Origin of the sequence: Sphingomonas sp. LR55, assembly GCF_036856015.1 — a bacterium.
Lineage (GTDB): Bacteria > Pseudomonadota > Alphaproteobacteria > Sphingomonadales > Sphingomonadaceae > Sphingomonas.
Map to the genome: position 1 here is coordinate 2167043 of NZ_JASPFO010000001.1, position 17568 is coordinate 2184610.

Consider the following 17568-nt stretch of genomic DNA (forward strand, 5'->3'; position numbering starts at 1 on the left):
CAATGCGTATCCGGAGAGCGATGACCGATCTCGCCATTCTCTACGAGCACCCGCTCTGGTTCGAACCGCTGTTCGCCGCGCTCGACCGCCGCGGCGTCGACTTCTCGCGCGCCACGCCGGATGGCTTCTGGAACCCCGCCGACCAAGGCGCCCCCGCCCCCGTCGTCTTCAACCGCATCGCGATGTCGAGCTTCCTGCGCAACGACGAGCATCCGATCTTCGACACGATGGCGATGCTCGATCACTGGCGCCGCACCGGCGCGCACGTGATCAACGGCACCGACGTGCTCGCGATCGATGCGTCGAAAGCGCGGCAATTGTCGCTGATCGCCTCGCTCGGTCTCGCCATCCCCGAGACACGCATCGTCCACCGCGCCGCCGACGTCGTCCCGGCCGCGCAGACGCTACGCTTCCCGCTGGTAGTGAAGGCGAACATCGGCGGATCGGGCGCAGGCATCATCCGCTTCGACAGCCTCGACGAACTGCGCACCGCCGTCGCCGACGCAGGCCTCCCAAGCAGCGTCGACGGCGTGCTGCTGGTCCAGGAATACGTCCCCGTCCGCGACGGTGCGATCACCCGGATCGAGACGCTGGACCGCAAATTCCTCTACGCGATCGATGTCGCGGGCGGCGGCGCGTTCGATCTCTGCCCCGCGGATGCGTGCGCCGTCCCCGGCTCAGGCATCAGGATGGCCGCGGTCGAGCCCTCGCAGACCTTGAAGGATGCCGCCGAAGCGATTGCCCGTGCGGTCGATCTCGATGTCGGCGGCGTGGAAGTCATGATCGACGACCGCGACGGCGTTCCCCGCTTCTACGACATCAACGCGCTGTCGAACTTCGTCGCCAAGCCGCTGGAAACGCTCGGCTGGGATCCCCACGACCGCCTCGTTGATTACCTGATCGAACAAATCGAGAAGGCCCGCTGATGCGCTATGGTTACTGGACTCCCGTCTTCGGCGGCTGGCTTCGCAATGTCCCCGACGAGGGGATGGAGGCGAGTTGGGCCTACACCAAGGCGCTGACGCAAAATGCCGAGCGCTGGGGCTATGACCTGACGCTGATCGCCGAGCTGAACCTCAACGACATCAAGGGCATCGAACAGCCCGCGCTCGATGCGTGGTCGACCGCGGCGGCGCTCGCGGCAGTGACCGACAGCATCGAGCTGATGGTCGCGGTCCGCCCGAACTTTCACCACCCCGCGCTGTTCGCCAAGGCGGCGGCGAACATCGACCGGATTTCCGGCGGGCGGCTAGCGCTCAACGTCGTCTCGTCCTGGTGGGCGGACGAGGCCAAGCAATACGGCCTCCAGTTCGACCAGCACGACGATCGCTACGCGCGCACCGCCGAGTGGCTGACCGTCGTCGACGGGCTCTGGACGCAGGAGCGGTTCGACTTCGCGGGCCAGTTCTACACCACCGAACAGGCGATCTGCTCGCCCAAGCCCGCCAAGCGCCCGACCGTCTATGCCGGCGGCGAGAGCGAGAAGGCCAAGGCGATTATCGCCGCGCAGTGCGACGCCTACGTCATGCACGGCGACCCGGCGGAGGCGATAGCACCGAAGATCGCCGACATGGCGGCGCGGCGCGAAGCGGCTGGCGGCGCGCCGATGCAATACGGCATGGCCGCCTACGCGATCGTCCGCGACAGCGAGGCTGAGGCCAAGCGCGAACTCGAGCGCATCACCAGCGTCACCGAACTCCCCGCGGGCTATGCCAATTTCGACCAGTGGCTGTCGGGCACGCAGCTCGAACGCGAATTGAAGATCCAGGAATATTCCGTCTCCAACCGCGGCCTGCGTCCTAATCTGGTCGGTACGCCCGAACAGTTGAAGGAGCGTGTCGCGGAGTACGAAGCCGCCGGTCTCGACCTGCTGCTGCTCCAGATGAGCCCGCAGGCAGAAGAGATGGAGCGGTTCGCGGTGCAGGTCATGGGCTCGGCATGATCCGCCTCACTGACGTCGTTAAAACCTACCCGGCAAGCGAAGCGGCTGCCCTGGACGGGATCTCGCTGGAGATCCCGGCGCGCGGCGTATTCGGCGTCATCGGCCAGTCCGGCGCGGGAAAGTCGACGCTGATCCGCCTGATCAACGCGCTCGAACGCCCGACTTCAGGCCGGGTCGAAGTCGATGGGGTCGACGTGGCGGCACTGTCCGCAGCGGACCTGCGCGCACTACGCCGCCGGATCGGCATGATATTCCAGAACTTCGGCTTGCTCTCGTCGCGCACCGTGGCGGCTAACGTTGCGTTCCCGCTAGTCCTGGCTGGTGTCTCCAAGGCAGAGCGCGAGACGAAGATCGCCGCACTGCTCGACCGCGTGGGCCTCGCCGATCACGCCACCAGATACCCCGCCCAACTCTCCGGCGGCCAGAAGCAGCGCGTCGGCATCGCCCGCGCCCTCGCCACCGACCCCGACATCCTCCTGTGCGACGAAGCCACCAGCGCGTTGGATCCAGAGACCACCCGCTCCGTCCTGACCCTTCTCCGTGAGCTGAACCGAGACCTTGGCCTGACGATCGTTCTCATCACCCACGAAATGGACGTTGTACGCTACGTCTGCGACCGCGTCGCCGTCCTCGAACGCGGCCGCATCGTCGAGACCGGCGAAGTCACCGACATCTTCGCCAACGCCACCCACCCGGCAACGCAGCGTATGCTGGCGGCGCTGGCGGCATGAGCTTCTTCGCCAACATCGATTGGTCCGACATCGGCCAGGCGTGCCTCGACACGCTGATCATGCTCGGCGGGTCGCTGATCCTCACGATCGCGTTCGGCCTGCCGCTCGGTGTCCTGCTCTACCTCACCGGCCAAGGCCGCCTGTCGCAGAACCGCGTCGCCAACGTCGTGCTCGGCGTCATCGTCAACATCCTGCGCTCTGTCCCGTTCATCATCCTGCTGATCGTGATGATCCCGCTTACCGTCATGCTGGTCGGCACATCGCTAGGCGTCGCCGGCGCCATCCCGCCGCTCGTCGTCGGCGCGGCGCCCTTCTATGCGCGTCTCGTCGAAGGCTCGCTCAAGGAAGTCGACCGCACCACGATCGAGGCGGTGCAGGCGATGGGCGCCACCACGCGCCAGATCGTCACCGGCGCGCTGATCCCCGAGGCGCTGCCCGGACTGATCGCCGGCGCCACCGTGACCGCGGTCGCGCTCGTCTCGTTTACCGCGATGGCGGGCGTGGTCGGCGCAGGGGGCCTCGGCGATCTCGCGATCCGGTTCGGCTATCAGCGCTTCCAGACCGACGTCATGGTCGTCACCGTCGTGCTGCTGGTCGTGCTCGTCCAGATCATTCAATATGCCGGCGACGCGCTCGCTCGCCACTTCACCCGCCGCTGATTTAACGCCGCTAGGAATTCGCATGAACCGCCGCACCTTGCTCGCCTCGTTCTCGCTGCTCGCGCTCGCCGCGTGCGGTGGCACCAAGACCAATGACGGCAAGACGCTCACCGTCGCCGCGACCGCGGTGCCGCACGCCGAGATCCTGGAATCGATCAAGCCGACGCTCGCCAAGGAAGGCGTCGACCTCCAGATCCGCGTCTTCAACGACTACGTCCAGCCCAACCTCCAGGTCGAGCAGAAGCAGATCGACGTCAGCTACTTCGAGACCAAGCCGTATCTCGACGAGTTCAACGCCTCGCGCGGCACGCATCTGGTGACCTATGCGGGCGTCCACGTCGAACCGCTCGGCGCCTATTCGCGCAAGTGGAAGTCGATCGCGCAGATCCCTAGCGGCGCGACCGTCGCGATCCCGAACGAGCCGAGCAACGGCGGCCGCGCGCTGCTGCTGCTGCAGAAGGCCGGGCTGATCACGCTCAAGAACCCGACCAATCCGCTGTCGAGCCTCAACGACATCGCCACCAACCCGAAGAACCTGCAGTTCAAGGAACTGGAGGGCGCCACCCTGCCGCGCACGCTCGGCGAGGTCGATCTCGCGCTGATCAACACCAACTACGCGCTCGACGCGAAGCTCAACCCGGTCCGCGATGCGCTCGCGATCGAGGACAAGAACAGCCCCTACGTCAATTTCGTCGTCGGCCTGCCCGGCGGCGAGAAGGACCCGCGGGTCGTGAAGCTGATCGCCGCGCTGCGCAGCCCGGCCACCAAGACCTTCATCGAGCAGCATTATCGAGGTGCGGTGCTGCCGGCGTTCTGATACCGGCGCGACCCCAGTCCGCGTAATTCTGAGGCTCCATGACGGTCGTCGCCGCGTATCTCTATCGCCATGGCAAGCGCGTCCGCGCGGTCTCGATCGACGAAAAGGTCGATTGCCCCGCGGATCGTTCCGAGTTCGTCTGGATCGGCATCTGCGACCCGACCGACGCGGAGATGCGGACGCTGAAGGACCAGTATAACCTCCACCCGCTGGCGGTGGAGGACGCGATCAAGGCGGACCAGCTCCCCAAGGTCGACGTGTACGGTGACCAACTGTTCGTCGTGGCGCGGACCGCGCAACTGGAGGACGACAAGATCGCGTATGGCGAGACCGCGATCTTCGTCGGCCACAGCCACATCATCAGCGTCCGCCACGGCTCGGCACGCTCGCACAAGGCACTTCGCGAACAACTCGAAGCCGCGCCCACGCTACTGATCAACGGCGTCGATTACGTCCTCCACGCAATTCTCGACTACGTCGTCGACGGCTACCTCCCGATCGTCGAAAGCATCGAGGACGAAGTGCTGGCGATGGAGCAACGCACGATCGACGCCTTCCTCGGCCGCGACGAAATCGTGCGGATCTTCGGGCTCCGGCGCGAGATGATCCGCTTCCAGCGTATCCTCGGGCCGATGGGCGAGGTCGCGGGCAAGATCGTCCGCCTCGACCTCCCCTGCATCGATACCGAGGCGAAACCGTATTTCAGCGACGTGCTCGATCACGTCCGCCGGGTGCAGACGATGGTCGAGGGGTTACGCGAAGTGCTGACCTCGGTGTTCGAATTCAGCAACCTGCTCGAACAACAACGCACCGGCGCGATCACCCGCCAGCTCGCCGCCTGGGCCGCGATCCTCGCCGTCCCCACCGCGATCGCCGGGATCTACGGCATGAACTTCGAAAACATGCCCGAGCTGAAAACGGAATACGGGTATTTCGTCGTACTGGGCGTGATCGCGGTGGTCTGCGCCGCGCTGTACGTGAAGTTCAAGCAGGCGAAGTGGTTGTAGGCCCGCGGATCGACCTGATCGTCATTTCAGTCAGGTAGTCAGATATTGCTTCTCCCCCGGCGAAGGCCGGGGCCCAATTGGGGGCCGCCAATGACGGGCGTTATGCTCCGTTACTGCGACCTTTCCAATTGGGCCCCGGCCTTCGCCGGGGGTACTGACTGAAATGCTTAAGGGTTTAGCTCAAACCTTGACGAGCATCTTCCCCGTATTCCCACCCGAGAACAGCCCCAAGAACGCATCCGGCATCGTCTCGAGCCCCTCGTGCACGGTCTCCTGCCGCTTCAGCGTCCCCGCCGCCAGCATCCCGCCCATATCCTTGTAGAACTCCTCGGCGCGATTCATGTAGTCGCTGACGATGAACCCGCGGATCTGGATCCGGTTACCGATCAACCGCGCGAGATACTTCAGCTGCGTCGCCGCGCCGCTGTTGTAGACGTCGATCATCCCGCACACCGCGAACCGCGCGTGCATGTTCGCATGTGCCAGCGCCGCGTCGAGATGCTCGCCGCCGACGTTGTCGAAATACACGTCGATGCCTTTCGGCGCCGCCTCGCCAAGCGCCTTCACCACCGGCACATCGCTCTTGTAGTCGATCACCGCATCCGCGCCGAGCGACTTCACCCACGCGCATTTCTCCGCGCCGCCGGCCGAGCCGATCACTGTCATGCCCTTGGCCTTGGCGACCTGCACCACGGTCGAGCCCACCGCACCTGCCGCCGCCGACACGAACACCGTGTCGCCCGCCTTCGCCTCGGCAACCTGGAGCAGACCGAAATACCCGGTCATCCCCGGCATGCCGAGCTGACCCAGGAATGCCTGCGGAGGCACGTCGAGCGCGGGCAGCTTCTGCACCTGCGCGGCCGGCACCACCGCCTCGTCGCGCCACCCCGCCATGTGCAGCACCATGTCGCCGACCTTGATGCCGTCGTCGTTGCTCTCGATCACTTCGCCGACCGCGCCGCCCTGCATCGCCTCGCCCAGCGCGAACGGCGGGACGTAGCTCTTCACGTCGTTCATCCGCCCGCGCATGTACGGGTCGACCGACAGCCAGCGATTGGCGATCCGTACCTCGCCAGCGCCGAGCGTCGCCTGGTCGAGATCGATCATGGCGAAGTCGGTATGCTTCGGCATCCCTTGCGGACGTGCCTTCAGGCTCCATGCACGGGCCATAAACTTGCTCCTGTCTAGAATATTCGTGTTGCGGGTATGGCGAAACGCACACTCAACGCAACCTGCAAAAAGGCCCGGACGTTTCCGCCCGGGCCCGTGTTCGGCTGACATCATGCGACGCCAGCCAACGCTTTCAACCAGTTAGTACGTGGTCGACCCCGACTTGCCGAGCGTGTCCGACGTCGTGCCAGTGGTGGTGCCGCCGGTCGTAGTGCCCGTGGTCGATGCCGTACCGGTCGCCGTGCTGCCCGTCTGCGAGCTCGAAGCATAACCGCTGCTGCCGGTATCCTTCTTGTCGCCGCCCGTGCGATCGCCGTAGTCGAACATCGCCGAGTTGCGCTCTTCTTCCTTCCACGCCGCCTTGGCTTCGTCGGCCGACTTCGACAGAGTCACCTTGCCGTCGACGGTCTTGATCCAGCGCGACGGGATCGAGTGGTGCACGCCGCCCGCATCGCGGTCGTTCTTGGTCAGCAGGATCCGGTCGCCCTTCACCTTGTCGACCGTACCGACATGGCTGCCGTCGGAGCCGACGACTTCCATATGCTCGGTAACCTGCGACAGCGAGCTGCGCTGGCCCTGGCGCTCGTTACGCCACGACGAGAACTCGGTCTCGAACTTCGAGCGGTTCTCGTTCCGATACTCGTCATAGTCACGGTCGAGCGCCGCGATCTGCGAGCTCCGCCAGCCATGATAATGGTCGTCATGCGTGTTCGACGAGCGATTGCCGAACGCACGGTTGTCGGAGTTGCCATAGGACCGCTCGTCGAAGCGTGCATCGGCCTCCCGGCGACGCTCGGCCTCGTCGTCACCGAACCACGAGCGAACTTCGTCGCCTGCGCGCGCGATGAACCCGCGATCGTCATAGTCATAGCCCTGTGGCTGGCGACCATAGTCACGCCCCTCGTTCCGGCTGCCGCCGCGCGAAGAGTTGCGGTTGTCGTCATCGGCGTCGCGGTTGCGACCTACGTCTTCGAAGCGGCGACCATCCGATGCATAGCTGCCGTGATATTCGGTATCGCCCGAACCTTGGCTGCGCTGGCCGTAGGACTGCCGGCCATAGCCCTGGCCGGAGCGCTGCTGGCCATAGCCCTGCTGCCCGTAACCCTGCTGGCCATAACCCTGGCCTGATCCCTGGCCGTAGCGTGACTGTCCGTAGCGGTCGCCGTCCGATGGCTGCGAGCGGTCATTGTGGCCGCCATAATAATCACGACCGCCCTGCTCGCGACCATATTGGTCGCCGCGTCCCTGGTCGTCACGCCCCTGATATCCCTGGCCGCGACCGCTGCGGTTATCGTCGCGGTCATATTCGCCGGCGGCTTCATATTCACGCGCGCTGGAACGACCATAGCCGCCACCGTCTGCGCGGAAATCGCGACCATAATCGTTCGAGTTCGGCCGACCGTAATAGTCGCCCGACTGGCGATCTCGGGTGTTGCGTTCGTAGACCATAGGAACCTCCTAATTGCTGTCCTGCGGCTGCCGGCCCCGTCGATCGCGGGGTCGTACATTCCGAGAACTACAAGCGCCAAACTGGCGGAATGTTCCTGTGATTGCGGCGACTTGACGGCGACCCGACGCTGCGTTGCGACGACGCGCCGAAGGTCGGTTGGCGCGGTCGCACCAACCTGGTTGCAACGCCCAAATCGAGCCGCTAGATCACCATCCTGGCCTATGGCCAACCGCGCGGGGCCGTAGCTCAGATGGGAGAGCGCCGCAATCGCACTGCGGAGGTCAAGGGTTCGATTCCCTTCGGCTCCACCACGCGCGCTGGAACTCATATCGGTGGCGTAGCGGGATAAACACGCACCCTTCTGCTGGCCGCACATCGGCGTTAGGCGTGCATCCTCTGCGAGGTTTTCGATGCCGTCCGACCCATTTATGCTCAACCCGAACCTCGATGTCTCGGACCTGCGCGCGCGGTACGCGCGCAGGTCGCGTCAGGATTAGGGACCTGTTGTCGGGCGATGGGTCGCAACGCCTGCACGCATATCTTCAGGATCATGCGGATTGGCGGCAGGTGCTGAACAGCAACGACACTTTTTACGAACTCGATCGCTCGGTCCGCGACGCGATGAGCGATCCGCAGCGAAAGGCGCTGGATGCCGCGGTTCACAAGGGCGCCGAGAACGGTTGCCAATATCGCTACGAGACGATCCGCGTGGCGGACGGCGTGGGTGCACGCGTAGCGAACCCCGATCTGCTCACGCTATTCGCTTCGTGGTTGTCGAGTCCCGCCCGGCTGGCGGTGCTGAAGGCGATCACCGGCGCCGACGATACGCGGTTCGTCGATGCGCAGGCGACCGCCTACGCAGCCTGCGACTTCCTCACCGCGCACGACGACGAGGTTGCCGGCAAGGATCGACGTGCGGCCTATGTGTTCGGCCTCACCCCGCAGAGGCGCGCCGAATGGGGCGGCCTGCTGCTGTTCCATGATCGCGACGGCATGGTCGAGGGACTTGTCCCGGACTTCAACACGCTCGACATCCTAGCTGTCCCGCAACTCCACAGCGTGTCCTATGTAACGCCCTCCGCGCCGACGAAGCGGTATTCGATTACGGGATGGTTGCGGGCGCAGCGGCAGCCCCTCTGACATTGTCAGTCGGAGCCGCAACCGCGGGGCGGACCGACGGGTTGCTATCTCATCAAATGAGCGAAGGCTTCATCTTAGCGCCTATGCTTTTAGCAGATGCATCCTAAGATCTACCGCAAATTTCATTGAACCACTGCGGATTTGGCCCCGGGCTTGAGCGCTAGCGCCTGACGAAGCGCCGCCACTTCAGCGTTGAGATACGCCAGCCTGTCCGGCGTCATTCCCGATCGTTCCACGATCAACGGCCCCAGACATCCCGTCTCAGCCCAGCGGGCGCGACCCGCGTCGGTCAAACGGACGCGGACCTCACGCTCGTCGGCGGGATTGCGAATCCGCGTAACGAGCCCCGCTGCCTCCAAACGCTTGGCCAGTGGCGTGATCGTGCTCGGTTCCAGCGCGAGCCTCTCGGCGATGGCGCCGATCGAACGGCCATCCTGAACCTCGTTCAAGGTCTGAAGAACGAGAAACTGCGGGTAGGTTATGCCAAGCCGGTCGAGCGCAGGCTTATAGGCACGATTGATCGCGATCGTTGCAGCGTAGAGCGAAAAGCACAGTTGATCGTCGAGTGGCAGAGGGTCGGACACACATAGCTCCTTCATAATGATCAGTATCACGGAAATGATTATCGCACAAAATAATGCTGGACAACCGTAGCAAGGCTACCTAAATATTTATCGCGATAAGCAATTGGAGACTCAAAATGTCGATCGACGTGAAATACACCACTGAAGCCACAGCAACCGGTGGTCGTGACGGACATGCTCGTTCGCAGGACGGTCGCTTCGACGTCGCGCTCTCGACGCCAAGGGAACTGGGCGGCGCTGGCGGCGACGGCAGCAACCCGGAACAGCTGTTCGCGGCCGGTTACTCCGCCTGCTTCATCGGCGCGCTGAAGGTCGCCGGTCAGCAGTTGAAGATGAAATTGCCCGAAAACGTCGCGGTCACTGCCAGGGTCGGCATTGGCCCCCGGTCCGCGGGTGGTTTCGGTATCACGACCGACCTGACGGTATCATTGCCGGGTCTAGAGCGTGACGATGCGCAGAAACTGGTCGATGCAGCACATCAGATTTGCCCGTATTCCAACGCAACGCGGGGGAATGTGGATGTTGGGTTGACGCTCGCCTGAGGAATTCGCGTAAATACCGGCGTGGCGGTGGGGGTCCTTGCGTGCCGCTGCGCCGGGTGTGGGGCTGTTGCAAACTATTGCCCTCTAAGAAGAGTTAGCGCGGTTGCCGAGTTTTGGCGGTCGGCTCATCCGTCCCTCAGCTATTGCCCGCCCGTCGACTTCGGCCTTGGCCGCGTCGGCAAAAGATAACCCAGGATACGGTCCGTACGGTTTTCGTCACCCAATTGATCGAGAGCAATACGGTAACCCGCTCCGCCCGGACATTTCCTCCGCGACACCGCGTTGACGATCGCCACCACAGGCTTTGCGGAGAGAATGACATGGCCGTTAAATTCGCCGGAACGATGAACGCGATCAACCGCGGACTTGATGCTACCAAGCCCACCAAGGGTGCCGACATGGTTGAGGATTGGGAAGCCGCGCTGGCCGACGTCGATACTGCGGGTGCCAAGGGCATCCTGCGCGACCTCGCCTCGCTGCGCAAGCAACTGGAAAAGGACACGCCCGACGCGGACCGCGTCCATGCGCTGTTGCACCGCCTGGGCACGGCGACGACCAAGATCGCCGACAAGTCCGACAAGTCGCAGGAGAAACTCAAGGCGCTTGGCGAGGCATTGACCGAAGCCGGTGAGGATCTCGCCGGACGAGGAGGAAGACACCGAGGCCGCCGCAAGCCCCAAGCGCGCGCAAGAAGGCGTAAGTATAGTGGGCCGGTCCGACGACCGGCCCATCTATCTCGTTTCCCGGTCGTCCACGTCGCGCGATCCCCGGGCTTTCGACCCGCCTGACCTCTTAGCCAGCATCCCCGACCGACCTGGCTCACGTTATCCTTTGAGCTTGGATACGTGCACCGCGATCAGTTTTACATACGCGGCCGAAGCAACGCCGAGCGAGAAGGCGGGAACGTAGACTATTCCGACGCCAAATAGCGGTGCAGCCGCGTACGCCTTATAGGCTGTCCAGCTGGCGATCATCAGATACAGAAATACCGCACAAAATCCCAAGCTGGCGAGAACAAGGGCGATCTTGGCCGTCCGATCCAGGTCAATAGACTTGCGTTCGTCCACGATATTCGACCTGATCACCACACTGTAATGGACGAATATCGCGATGCCCGAAACCATCCCGATTGCGGCTACTGCACTGGTATAGTGGAAAACATACCATCCACTGACAGCCCAGCCCGCCAATAAATATACGGGCGGAAGCCTTCCCAAGATGGCCTTGCAGATTGCATTTAGCGTCACTGGCGCACCTTCCCGTTCCAAAAACGTCCGTCCTGCAACGCCTGCAGGATTGCTGGCAAATCAGAGCGCAGAGAGTACAGCCAGACCCGCGGGTGATCCGGCGGGATGGTTTCGCAGCGACTGATTGAGAGTTTGCTAACGGGCTGTGTTCGCAGACGCGGCCAGGCTCATCGCCTTGGCGGAACTTGAGAATTCTATCCGTGCCCCCGATCGCGGGTCGCTGTTATGTACTCAGTGGGTCGGCGCGGTGTCTGGGACGGCTGGTGTCACGATTTCCAGCTTGCCCATCTTGACCACGGAGTCCGTGATCCAAACAACGGGAATGCCGACCCACGCGTCGTTCAGCGGCTTGCCGTTGCGCCGCGGGGGATGAACCCGGAAGATCCGTGAGGCGGTCAGCGCCGCCTTGCCAAAGCCAAATCCCCCGGCGCTCTCGGCGATGACGCGGCAATCATGCACGCGGGTCGAGAGCAGAACCCGGCAGGCGAGGACCGCCTTTCCGGAAATGCGTTTCTCGACGGCCTGCCGGGGTGCAAACGGCTGCAACGCACTGTCGCCAGGTTTCCATACCCAATCGGCCTTTCGAAGAACGTCGAGCGGGCCTGGGCCGTCGAGTTCACCGCCGGCGACGCCGTTACCAGATCCGGTGCCAGGCCAGATGCCGGCACCATCACCGCGGTTGGCGACGTGCGATGGCCCTCCGCCAACGCCATCGGCACGCGCGAGCCGTGCCGGAGCAATCGGTTCGGACGTGGCGAGCGTGATGGTAGGAGGCAGTAATGTACTGTCCGGCACATCCGGAATTAAAGGCGCACGTGGTGCCGTTTGCGGCCTGACGTCCGGCGTAGGCTCCTGACGCTGCCGTCCATCCGCCGCGTCGACCTCGCGAACACGCTGGGGCTCAGGAGGAACGGGGGGCGACGCGACCGGACGTTCGGGCAGAGGTAGCAGCGTGACAAGGACGGGAGTATTCCGCTCGATATCCTCGTGTCGCTCTTCGATCCAAAAAAGGGTGAACCACAGCGCCAGCAGAATGATGATGGCGGTCAGCGTTCCAGCCCCGATGCGTCGCCACCACCGTTCACCGATCTGTTCCAAAACCGGGGTCGGTGAGTAGCACGATACCAAGGCTTTACCCTTCAAGTGTCTGGCAGACGCCATGATTATCTAAACCGACCGCCAAGTCTACTCTGTCGGGGGCAAATCGGTTGCGATCGTCCGGCGGCACCGTCCAAGCACATCGGTGTCGGTGGCACGAAGCCTGCGACCAGAAGATTAGACGCCAGCGGACGCTGTCGGAGGCGTGTTCACGCGGGCATCTGGTGGCGGCTTTCCCATGGTGAGGTTTCGAAAGCGTTCGGATCGCCTTCCCCCAGTCATCATGGCTGCGTCGATACTATACGCTACGTTCAGCCAGCCGTTGTCTATGCGATTAACTGTGCGCTACCACTGCCAGGCCAATGTGGCGGAATTGTCAGACGTTGCGTTACAGCGATGCAGGAGATGGGTCCGGGTTCGATTTCCCGCCGCGGGCCCCATCACTGATTTCTGTCGCGCGCTTCGGCCGTTATCGCTTCGATCAGAGAAGAGGATAGTGCCATGCGTTTGACCTTCACCCTTGCGGCGGCCTTGCTGGCCAGTTCGACATTGGCGCAAGCCGAAGCTGGCGAGACGCGTGTGCGGATCGATACCGGTCGATTGCAGGGTCGCGAGTCCGGTGGAGTCGTGGCGTTCAAGGGTATTCCGTTCGCTGCGCCGCCGGTCGGTCCGCTCCGCTGGCGAGCCCCCAGCCCGCGGCCGCCTGGCGCGGCGAACGCGACGCGAGCCGCTATGCCAATGACTGCATGCAGCAACCCTTCCCGAGCGATGCCGCGCCGCTCGGCACGCCGCCGGCCGAGGATTGCCTCTATGCCAATGTGTGGAAGCCCGCCGGTGCGAAGGCGAAATTGCCGGTGATGGTGTGGATCTACGGTGGCGGCTTCGTGAACGGCGGATCGTCGCCACCGACCTATTCCGGCAGCGAATTGGCCAAGTCCGGCATCATGGTCGTCAGCTTCAATTACCGCCTCGGACGGTTCGGCACGTTCGCGCATCCGCAGTTGACGAAGCAGGATCCCGATCACGGGCTGCTTGGCAATTATGGCTATATGGATCAGCTCGCCGCGCTGAAATGGGTCAAGCGCAACATCGCGGCGTTCGGCGGCGACCCCGCCAACGTGACGATCATTGGCGAAAGCGCAGGCGGCATGTCGGTCCACACTTTGCTGACGTCGCCGATGGCGCGCGGGACATTCCAGAAGGCGGTGGTGCAATCGGGCGGCCCCAGCACCGGGCCTGCCGGGACGATCGCCACGGCGGAGACGATCGGCATCGCGTTCGCGCAGTCGAAGGGGATTGCGGCCGATGATCCGCAGGCCTTGGCCAAGCTGCGTCGACTGTCGGCGGACCAGGTGACCGATGGCTTGAGCCTGGCGGCGATGTTCACGCCGGGATCGGGGCCGCGGACGTATAGCGGGCCGGTGGTCGATGGCAGGCTCGCGGTCGATCCCGTCGTCGCCTATGCCGCGGGACGGTTCGCCCGGGTGCCGGTGATGATCGGCGCGACAAGTGACGATATCGGTGGGCCGCAAGGCTATATGATCGCCGGCGCGCGCGACACCGCGGCGGTACTCGCGGCGAAGGGCGTGCCGATCTATCATTACCGGTTCTCGTATGTGGCGACGTCGGTTCGGACCGCTAAAACCGCGGGCGCATCGCATGCGACGGACATCCCGTTCTTCTTCGATACCGCAGCGATAAAATATGGTGCGCAGACCAGCGCGACCGACCGGGCGGCGGCGCACACCGCGAGCGCGTATCTCGTGAACTTCGTGAAGACCGGTAACCCGAACGGTACAGGGCTGCCGAAATGGCCGGCGACGAAGGCGGACGCGCCAGCGATGCTCGATCTGGATGCGCAGGGCGGCGCGGCATTGATCGAAGGGGACTGAACCGAAAACCCTCCCCCGGTGGGGGGAGGGTTTCGGAGGTCAGTCGTTCATCCGAGCGGTCAGAACCGGACGGTGGCGCCTACCGCCAGGTTGCGGCCGAGTGAGTCGTAACGCGCGGGGATGGTGTTGCTGCGCGCGAGGCTGATGTCGTACGAATTCGCCAGGATCGGCGGCGTCTTGTCGAGCAGGTTGTTGGCGACGAACCGAAGCGAAAAGTCCCTCGAGATCGCGAACGTCATCGCCAGATCGAAATAGCTGACCGGCGCGATATGGTAGAAGGTCGTCCGCGCGCGGGCCGCAGTGCCGCCGATCGCCTCGTCACCCGAATTGTCGGCATGCGTCAGCGAACCGACATAGCGCCAGTTGAACGACGTGCTGAAGATCCCGTCGCCCGTCGTGTAGGTCGTCCGCAGACCGTGCGACCATTTCGGCAGCAGCTGGCTGCAACCATTGCCGAAATAGCCTGCGCAGTTGCGCTTGGGCTGAAGCGGTGAATCCTGGCCGCCCGCGAACGTCGTCAGCGATCCGTTGAAGTTCAGATCGAGCTTGCCCGCACCGCCAAGGCCGACCGTGTACTGGCTCTGAAAGTCCCAGCCGCGGGCGATCGAGAAATAGTAGTTGGTCGTGCCTGCGCGGATGAAGCCGCTGGTCGGGTTGCTCGCGGCGGCGGCGTAGAGGATGCCGGTGCCGGGCTGGCGGACGATCCCCGAGCAGAAGAACTGGTCGCCGCCCGAGCGCAGGCAGCCATCGGTGTAATAGCTGTCGTCGTTATAGCCGAGCGAGTTGTTGATCTTGATCCGATAGCGATCGACCGAGAAGACCAGCCCCTTGAGGAAGCTCGGCTTCACGACCAAGCCATAGGTCTGCGTGTAGGCGGTCTCGGGATCCGCGGTGAAGCCACCCGAGCGCACCGTGCACTGGTCGTTCGGGCACAACAGCGTGGCGCTGCCGTACAGTGCGTCCGACAGTCCGGTCGCTGCGCACACCTCGCGCGAGGCGAGCGGCGTGGTGCTGGTGATCGTCCGGCCCGGATTGTTCGGATCCGCCACCTGCCGCGCGACCGGCGCGCAGAAGTCGTTCTGCGATCCACCCTGGCGGCTGTAATCGATGTTCGTCGCCTGGCGGATCTCGAACACCGTCGGTGCGCGCTGCGCCTTGTTGAACGAGGCGCGGAAGGTCAGGTCGCTGATCGGCGCATAGACGCCCTCCAGCTTCCAGGTGTTGAAGACGCTCGGGTTGCTGCTGTATTTCGAGACGCGGAAACCGCCGGTCGCCTGCAACAGATGCGCGAAGCGACGCTCCTGGACCAGCGGCGCCTGGACCTCGATGTTCGATTCCCAGACGTCCTGGCTGAGATTGAAGTCGGTGCCGCCATTCTGCTCGCGGTAGATCGCATCGGCGGACGACGCATAGCTGTCCTTGCGGTATTCGGCGCCGAGCGCGATCGCTACGCCGTCGTTCGCGAAGGGCGAGGTGACGCCGTATTTGCCGAGATCGCCGGTGACCGACGAGACGACGTCCCATAGCTTGGCGACACCCTTCGACGTGCCGCTGCGGCCGGTGAACAGATACTCGGCAAGTGGTGCGCCGAGCGTTCCGGCGCTGAACGCGTCGAACGGAACGCAGGCGGGATCGACGCCCGATACCTTCGAGGCGCAGGTCGGCGTACCGTTGACGTTGACGACGTTGAGCGAGCGATTGACCCGGTCGTAATCGGCGAAATTGCCGAACGTGATATCCTGCTGGTTGCGCGAGAAGACGCCGCCGACATCATAGGTCCACGCCTTGCCGACGGTGCCGCGTACGCCCGCGGTCGCGCGGACCGCGGTGTTCAGATACGTGTCGGGTGCAAACGGCAGGTCGTTGAAGCGATAACGCACATCGAGCGGCGCCGTCGCGGACGTGCCCGCCTGCGCGCCGCAGATCGTACTGGCCTGCGACGCCGACAGATACGGGTTGTTGCAGTTCACCTGGTACGGCGCATCGCCATAGGCGGTGTAGCTGTAGATGCGCGTCGGGTAGGGATTGATCGACTTGTCGCGGAACCAGATCCCCGAGCCGTACAGCTCGATTTCGGGCGCGATCCGTGCGCTGACGAAGCCGCCGGCGGTATACCGCTCGAACTGGCGCTGATAGGAGTAGCCGTCATACGGATTGGCGGCGTTACCCGCGCCGGCGCCGTAGGGCACGAACGTCTGCGTGCCGGCGGGATCGTTGACATAGCCGACGCCGCTGTTCGCGCCACTGCGCGGCGAGACATAGCCGCTCGGCGAATAGGTCGACAGCGAGCACGACAGCGGGCCGTCCTTGCCGGTCTGGACGAGCTGGCAGGCGGATGTCGATCGCGCGTCATAGGGCACGTCGTTGGCCTGGCGGTAATTGACGAAGCCCGAGAATCGCAGCGCACCGTCGAACAGCTTCGAGCCCGCGGTCAGCGTGACGTCCGAACGGCCGCCGTCGTTGGCGAGCCCGCGCGGGCTGCCGAATGCGTTCGCGCGGGCCAGCGGCGAGACGATCGTGTCCTTGTTGTCGTGATTGTAGAAGCTGTAATTGCCGTCGAGCTGGATGCCCTCGAAATCCTTCTTGAGGATGAAGTTGACGACGCCCGCGACCGCATCCGAGCCATAGACCGACGATGCGCCGCCGGTCAGCACGTCGACGCGTTCGAGCAGCGAGGGCGGGATGATGCCGACGTCCTGGCCGTTCTGCGTACCGAGCCGCTTGCCGTCGACCAGCACGAGCGTGCGTTCAAAGCCGAGGCTGCGCAGCTTGATCCGCTGGCGGCCGTCCGAATCCTGATAGGTCTGCTGGCTGTCGGGCGACACCTGCGGCAGTCGATTGAGCACGTCCTCGACGGTGATCGCGGCCTGCGCGCGGATATCCTGCGCGGTGACCGTGGTGATCGGCGCCGCCGACGTCATGTTGGGACGGCGGATCCGCGAACCGGTGACCACGACGGTGTCGTCCGCCACCGTGGCGGTACGGGCGGTCTCTTGCGTGGCGAGCGCGGTATCGGCGTCGGCCTGGATCTTCGCGTCCGCCGGCGTCGTTGCCGCAGCCTGCGCCGGGCTTACCGCATCGGCGGGACTGACCTGCGCCGCTGCCGGCATCGCCGCGAGAAAGATCGACGCTGCGAGAGCGATCCGCGACACGGACTGATCCAATATCATCATGTTCCCCTTTTAACTCCGGCTGCGTCACGACGCGTTCACCGGCCCCGATGACAGGTTTGGTCAAAAGAGAGTTTTCGTCAATGCCTAAACAATACCGATCTAGGACATCGAAGAAA

General features: G+C 64.1%; 16 protein-coding genes, 1 tRNA gene and 1 pseudogene. 12 read left to right on the forward strand and 6 right to left on the reverse strand.

Annotated features, from left to right (window positions below):
* The first annotated feature begins 20 nt into the window (after positions 1–20).
* Genes QP181_RS10305 through QP181_RS10330 form a run of 6 tightly spaced genes read left to right on the forward strand, consistent with a single transcriptional unit; the run spans position 21 to position 5156 of the window.
* Positions 21–926, forward strand: a complete 906-nt coding sequence (locus QP181_RS10305) for an ATP-grasp domain-containing protein (protein ID WP_333928457.1) — start codon at positions 21–23, stop codon at positions 924–926.
* Positions 926–1942, forward strand: coding sequence for an LLM class flavin-dependent oxidoreductase (locus tag QP181_RS10310; RefSeq protein ID WP_333928458.1), 1017 nt, complete (start codon positions 926–928; stop codon positions 1940–1942). Before QP181_RS10305 ends, QP181_RS10310 begins: the two co-directional genes overlap by 1 nt.
* Positions 1939–2673, forward strand: coding sequence for a methionine ABC transporter ATP-binding protein (locus tag QP181_RS10315; RefSeq protein ID WP_333928459.1), 735 nt, complete (start codon positions 1939–1941; stop codon positions 2671–2673). The genes QP181_RS10310 and QP181_RS10315 overlap by 4 nt, the downstream gene beginning before the upstream one ends.
* A complete protein-coding gene (locus QP181_RS10320; protein WP_333928460.1) occupies positions 2670–3332 on the forward strand; it encodes a methionine ABC transporter permease in 663 nt (220 codons plus the stop codon). Before QP181_RS10315 ends, QP181_RS10320 begins: the two co-directional genes overlap by 4 nt.
* Before the next feature lie 22 nt (positions 3333–3354).
* Entirely contained in the window at positions 3355–4149 is a 795-nt protein-coding gene (locus QP181_RS10325) for a MetQ/NlpA family ABC transporter substrate-binding protein (RefSeq protein ID WP_333928461.1), read from the forward strand.
* 38 nt (positions 4150–4187) lie between these two features.
* Positions 4188–5156: a magnesium and cobalt transport protein CorA gene (locus tag QP181_RS10330; protein WP_333928462.1), complete on the forward strand. Its 969-nt coding sequence runs from the start codon at positions 4188–4190 to the stop codon at positions 5154–5156.
* 180 nt (positions 5157–5336) lie between these two features.
* Here QP181_RS10330 and QP181_RS10335 read toward each other — a convergent pair whose 3' ends face one another.
* Complete coding sequence (locus QP181_RS10335) at positions 5337–6326, reverse strand: NADP-dependent oxidoreductase (RefSeq protein ID WP_333928463.1); 990 nt, start codon at positions 6324–6326, stop codon at positions 5337–5339.
* A gap of 141 nt (positions 6327–6467) precedes the next feature.
* The gene (locus QP181_RS10340; protein WP_333928464.1) at positions 6468–7775 is read right to left on the reverse strand and encodes a DUF2171 domain-containing protein; all 1308 of its coding nucleotides are present in this window, start codon (positions 7773–7775) and stop codon (positions 6468–6470) included.
* A gap of 236 nt (positions 7776–8011) precedes the next feature.
* Between QP181_RS10340 and QP181_RS10345 the strand changes: the two genes are divergently transcribed.
* Both QP181_RS10345 and QP181_RS10350 read left to right on the forward strand, forming a co-directional pair.
* Positions 8012–8087 (forward strand) — tRNA-Ala (locus QP181_RS10345).
* A 136-nt stretch (positions 8088–8223) separates the two neighbouring features.
* Positions 8224–8916 carry a 2OG-Fe(II) oxygenase family protein gene (locus tag QP181_RS10350; protein ID WP_333928465.1) on the forward strand — a complete coding sequence of 231 codons (693 nt, stop codon included), beginning with the start codon at positions 8224–8226 and terminating at the stop codon, positions 8914–8916.
* 122 nt (positions 8917–9038) lie between these two features.
* Here the strand turns inward: QP181_RS10350 and QP181_RS10355 are convergent, their stop codons facing one another.
* Positions 9039–9500: a MarR family winged helix-turn-helix transcriptional regulator gene (locus QP181_RS10355; RefSeq protein WP_132895321.1), complete on the reverse strand. Its 462-nt coding sequence runs from the start codon at positions 9498–9500 to the stop codon at positions 9039–9041.
* Between the two features lie 116 nt (positions 9501–9616).
* Between QP181_RS10355 and QP181_RS10360 the strand changes: the two genes are divergently transcribed.
* Together QP181_RS10360 and QP181_RS10365 are read left to right on the forward strand one after the other, a co-directional pair.
* Positions 9617–10042 carry an organic hydroperoxide resistance protein gene (locus QP181_RS10360; protein WP_132895322.1) on the forward strand — a complete coding sequence of 142 codons (426 nt, stop codon included), beginning with the start codon at positions 9617–9619 and terminating at the stop codon, positions 10040–10042.
* 320 nt (positions 10043–10362) lie between these two features.
* Positions 10363–10830, forward strand: coding sequence for a hypothetical protein (locus tag QP181_RS10365; RefSeq protein WP_333928466.1), 468 nt, complete (start codon positions 10363–10365; stop codon positions 10828–10830).
* A gap of 36 nt (positions 10831–10866) precedes the next feature.
* On the opposite strand, the gene QP181_RS10370 is transcribed toward QP181_RS10365, so the two are convergent.
* Together QP181_RS10370 and QP181_RS10375 are read right to left on the reverse strand one after the other, a co-directional pair.
* Complete coding sequence (locus QP181_RS10370; RefSeq protein ID WP_333928467.1) at positions 10867–11109, reverse strand: hypothetical protein; 243 nt, start codon at positions 11107–11109, stop codon at positions 10867–10869.
* Positions 11110–11520: 411 nt separating this feature from the next.
* Positions 11521–12450, reverse strand: a complete 930-nt coding sequence (locus QP181_RS10375) for a TonB family protein (protein ID WP_333928468.1) — start codon at positions 12448–12450, stop codon at positions 11521–11523.
* 438 nt (positions 12451–12888) lie between these two features.
* Between QP181_RS10375 and QP181_RS10380 the strand changes: the two are divergent.
* Together QP181_RS10380 and QP181_RS20015 are read left to right on the forward strand one after the other, a co-directional pair.
* A pseudogene (locus QP181_RS10380) lies at positions 12889–13850 on the forward strand (carboxylesterase/lipase family protein); the annotation flags it as partial.
* Positions 13851–13925: 75 nt separating this feature from the next.
* Positions 13926–14279, forward strand: coding sequence for a carboxylesterase family protein (locus tag QP181_RS20015; protein WP_443027588.1), 354 nt, complete (start codon positions 13926–13928; stop codon positions 14277–14279).
* Positions 14280–14338: 59 nt separating this feature from the next.
* Here the strand turns inward: QP181_RS20015 and QP181_RS10385 are convergent, their stop codons facing one another.
* Positions 14339–17431: a TonB-dependent receptor domain-containing protein gene (locus QP181_RS10385; RefSeq protein ID WP_333928469.1), complete on the reverse strand. Its 3093-nt coding sequence runs from the start codon at positions 17429–17431 to the stop codon at positions 14339–14341.
* Between the last annotated feature and the right edge of the window lie 137 nt (positions 17432–17568).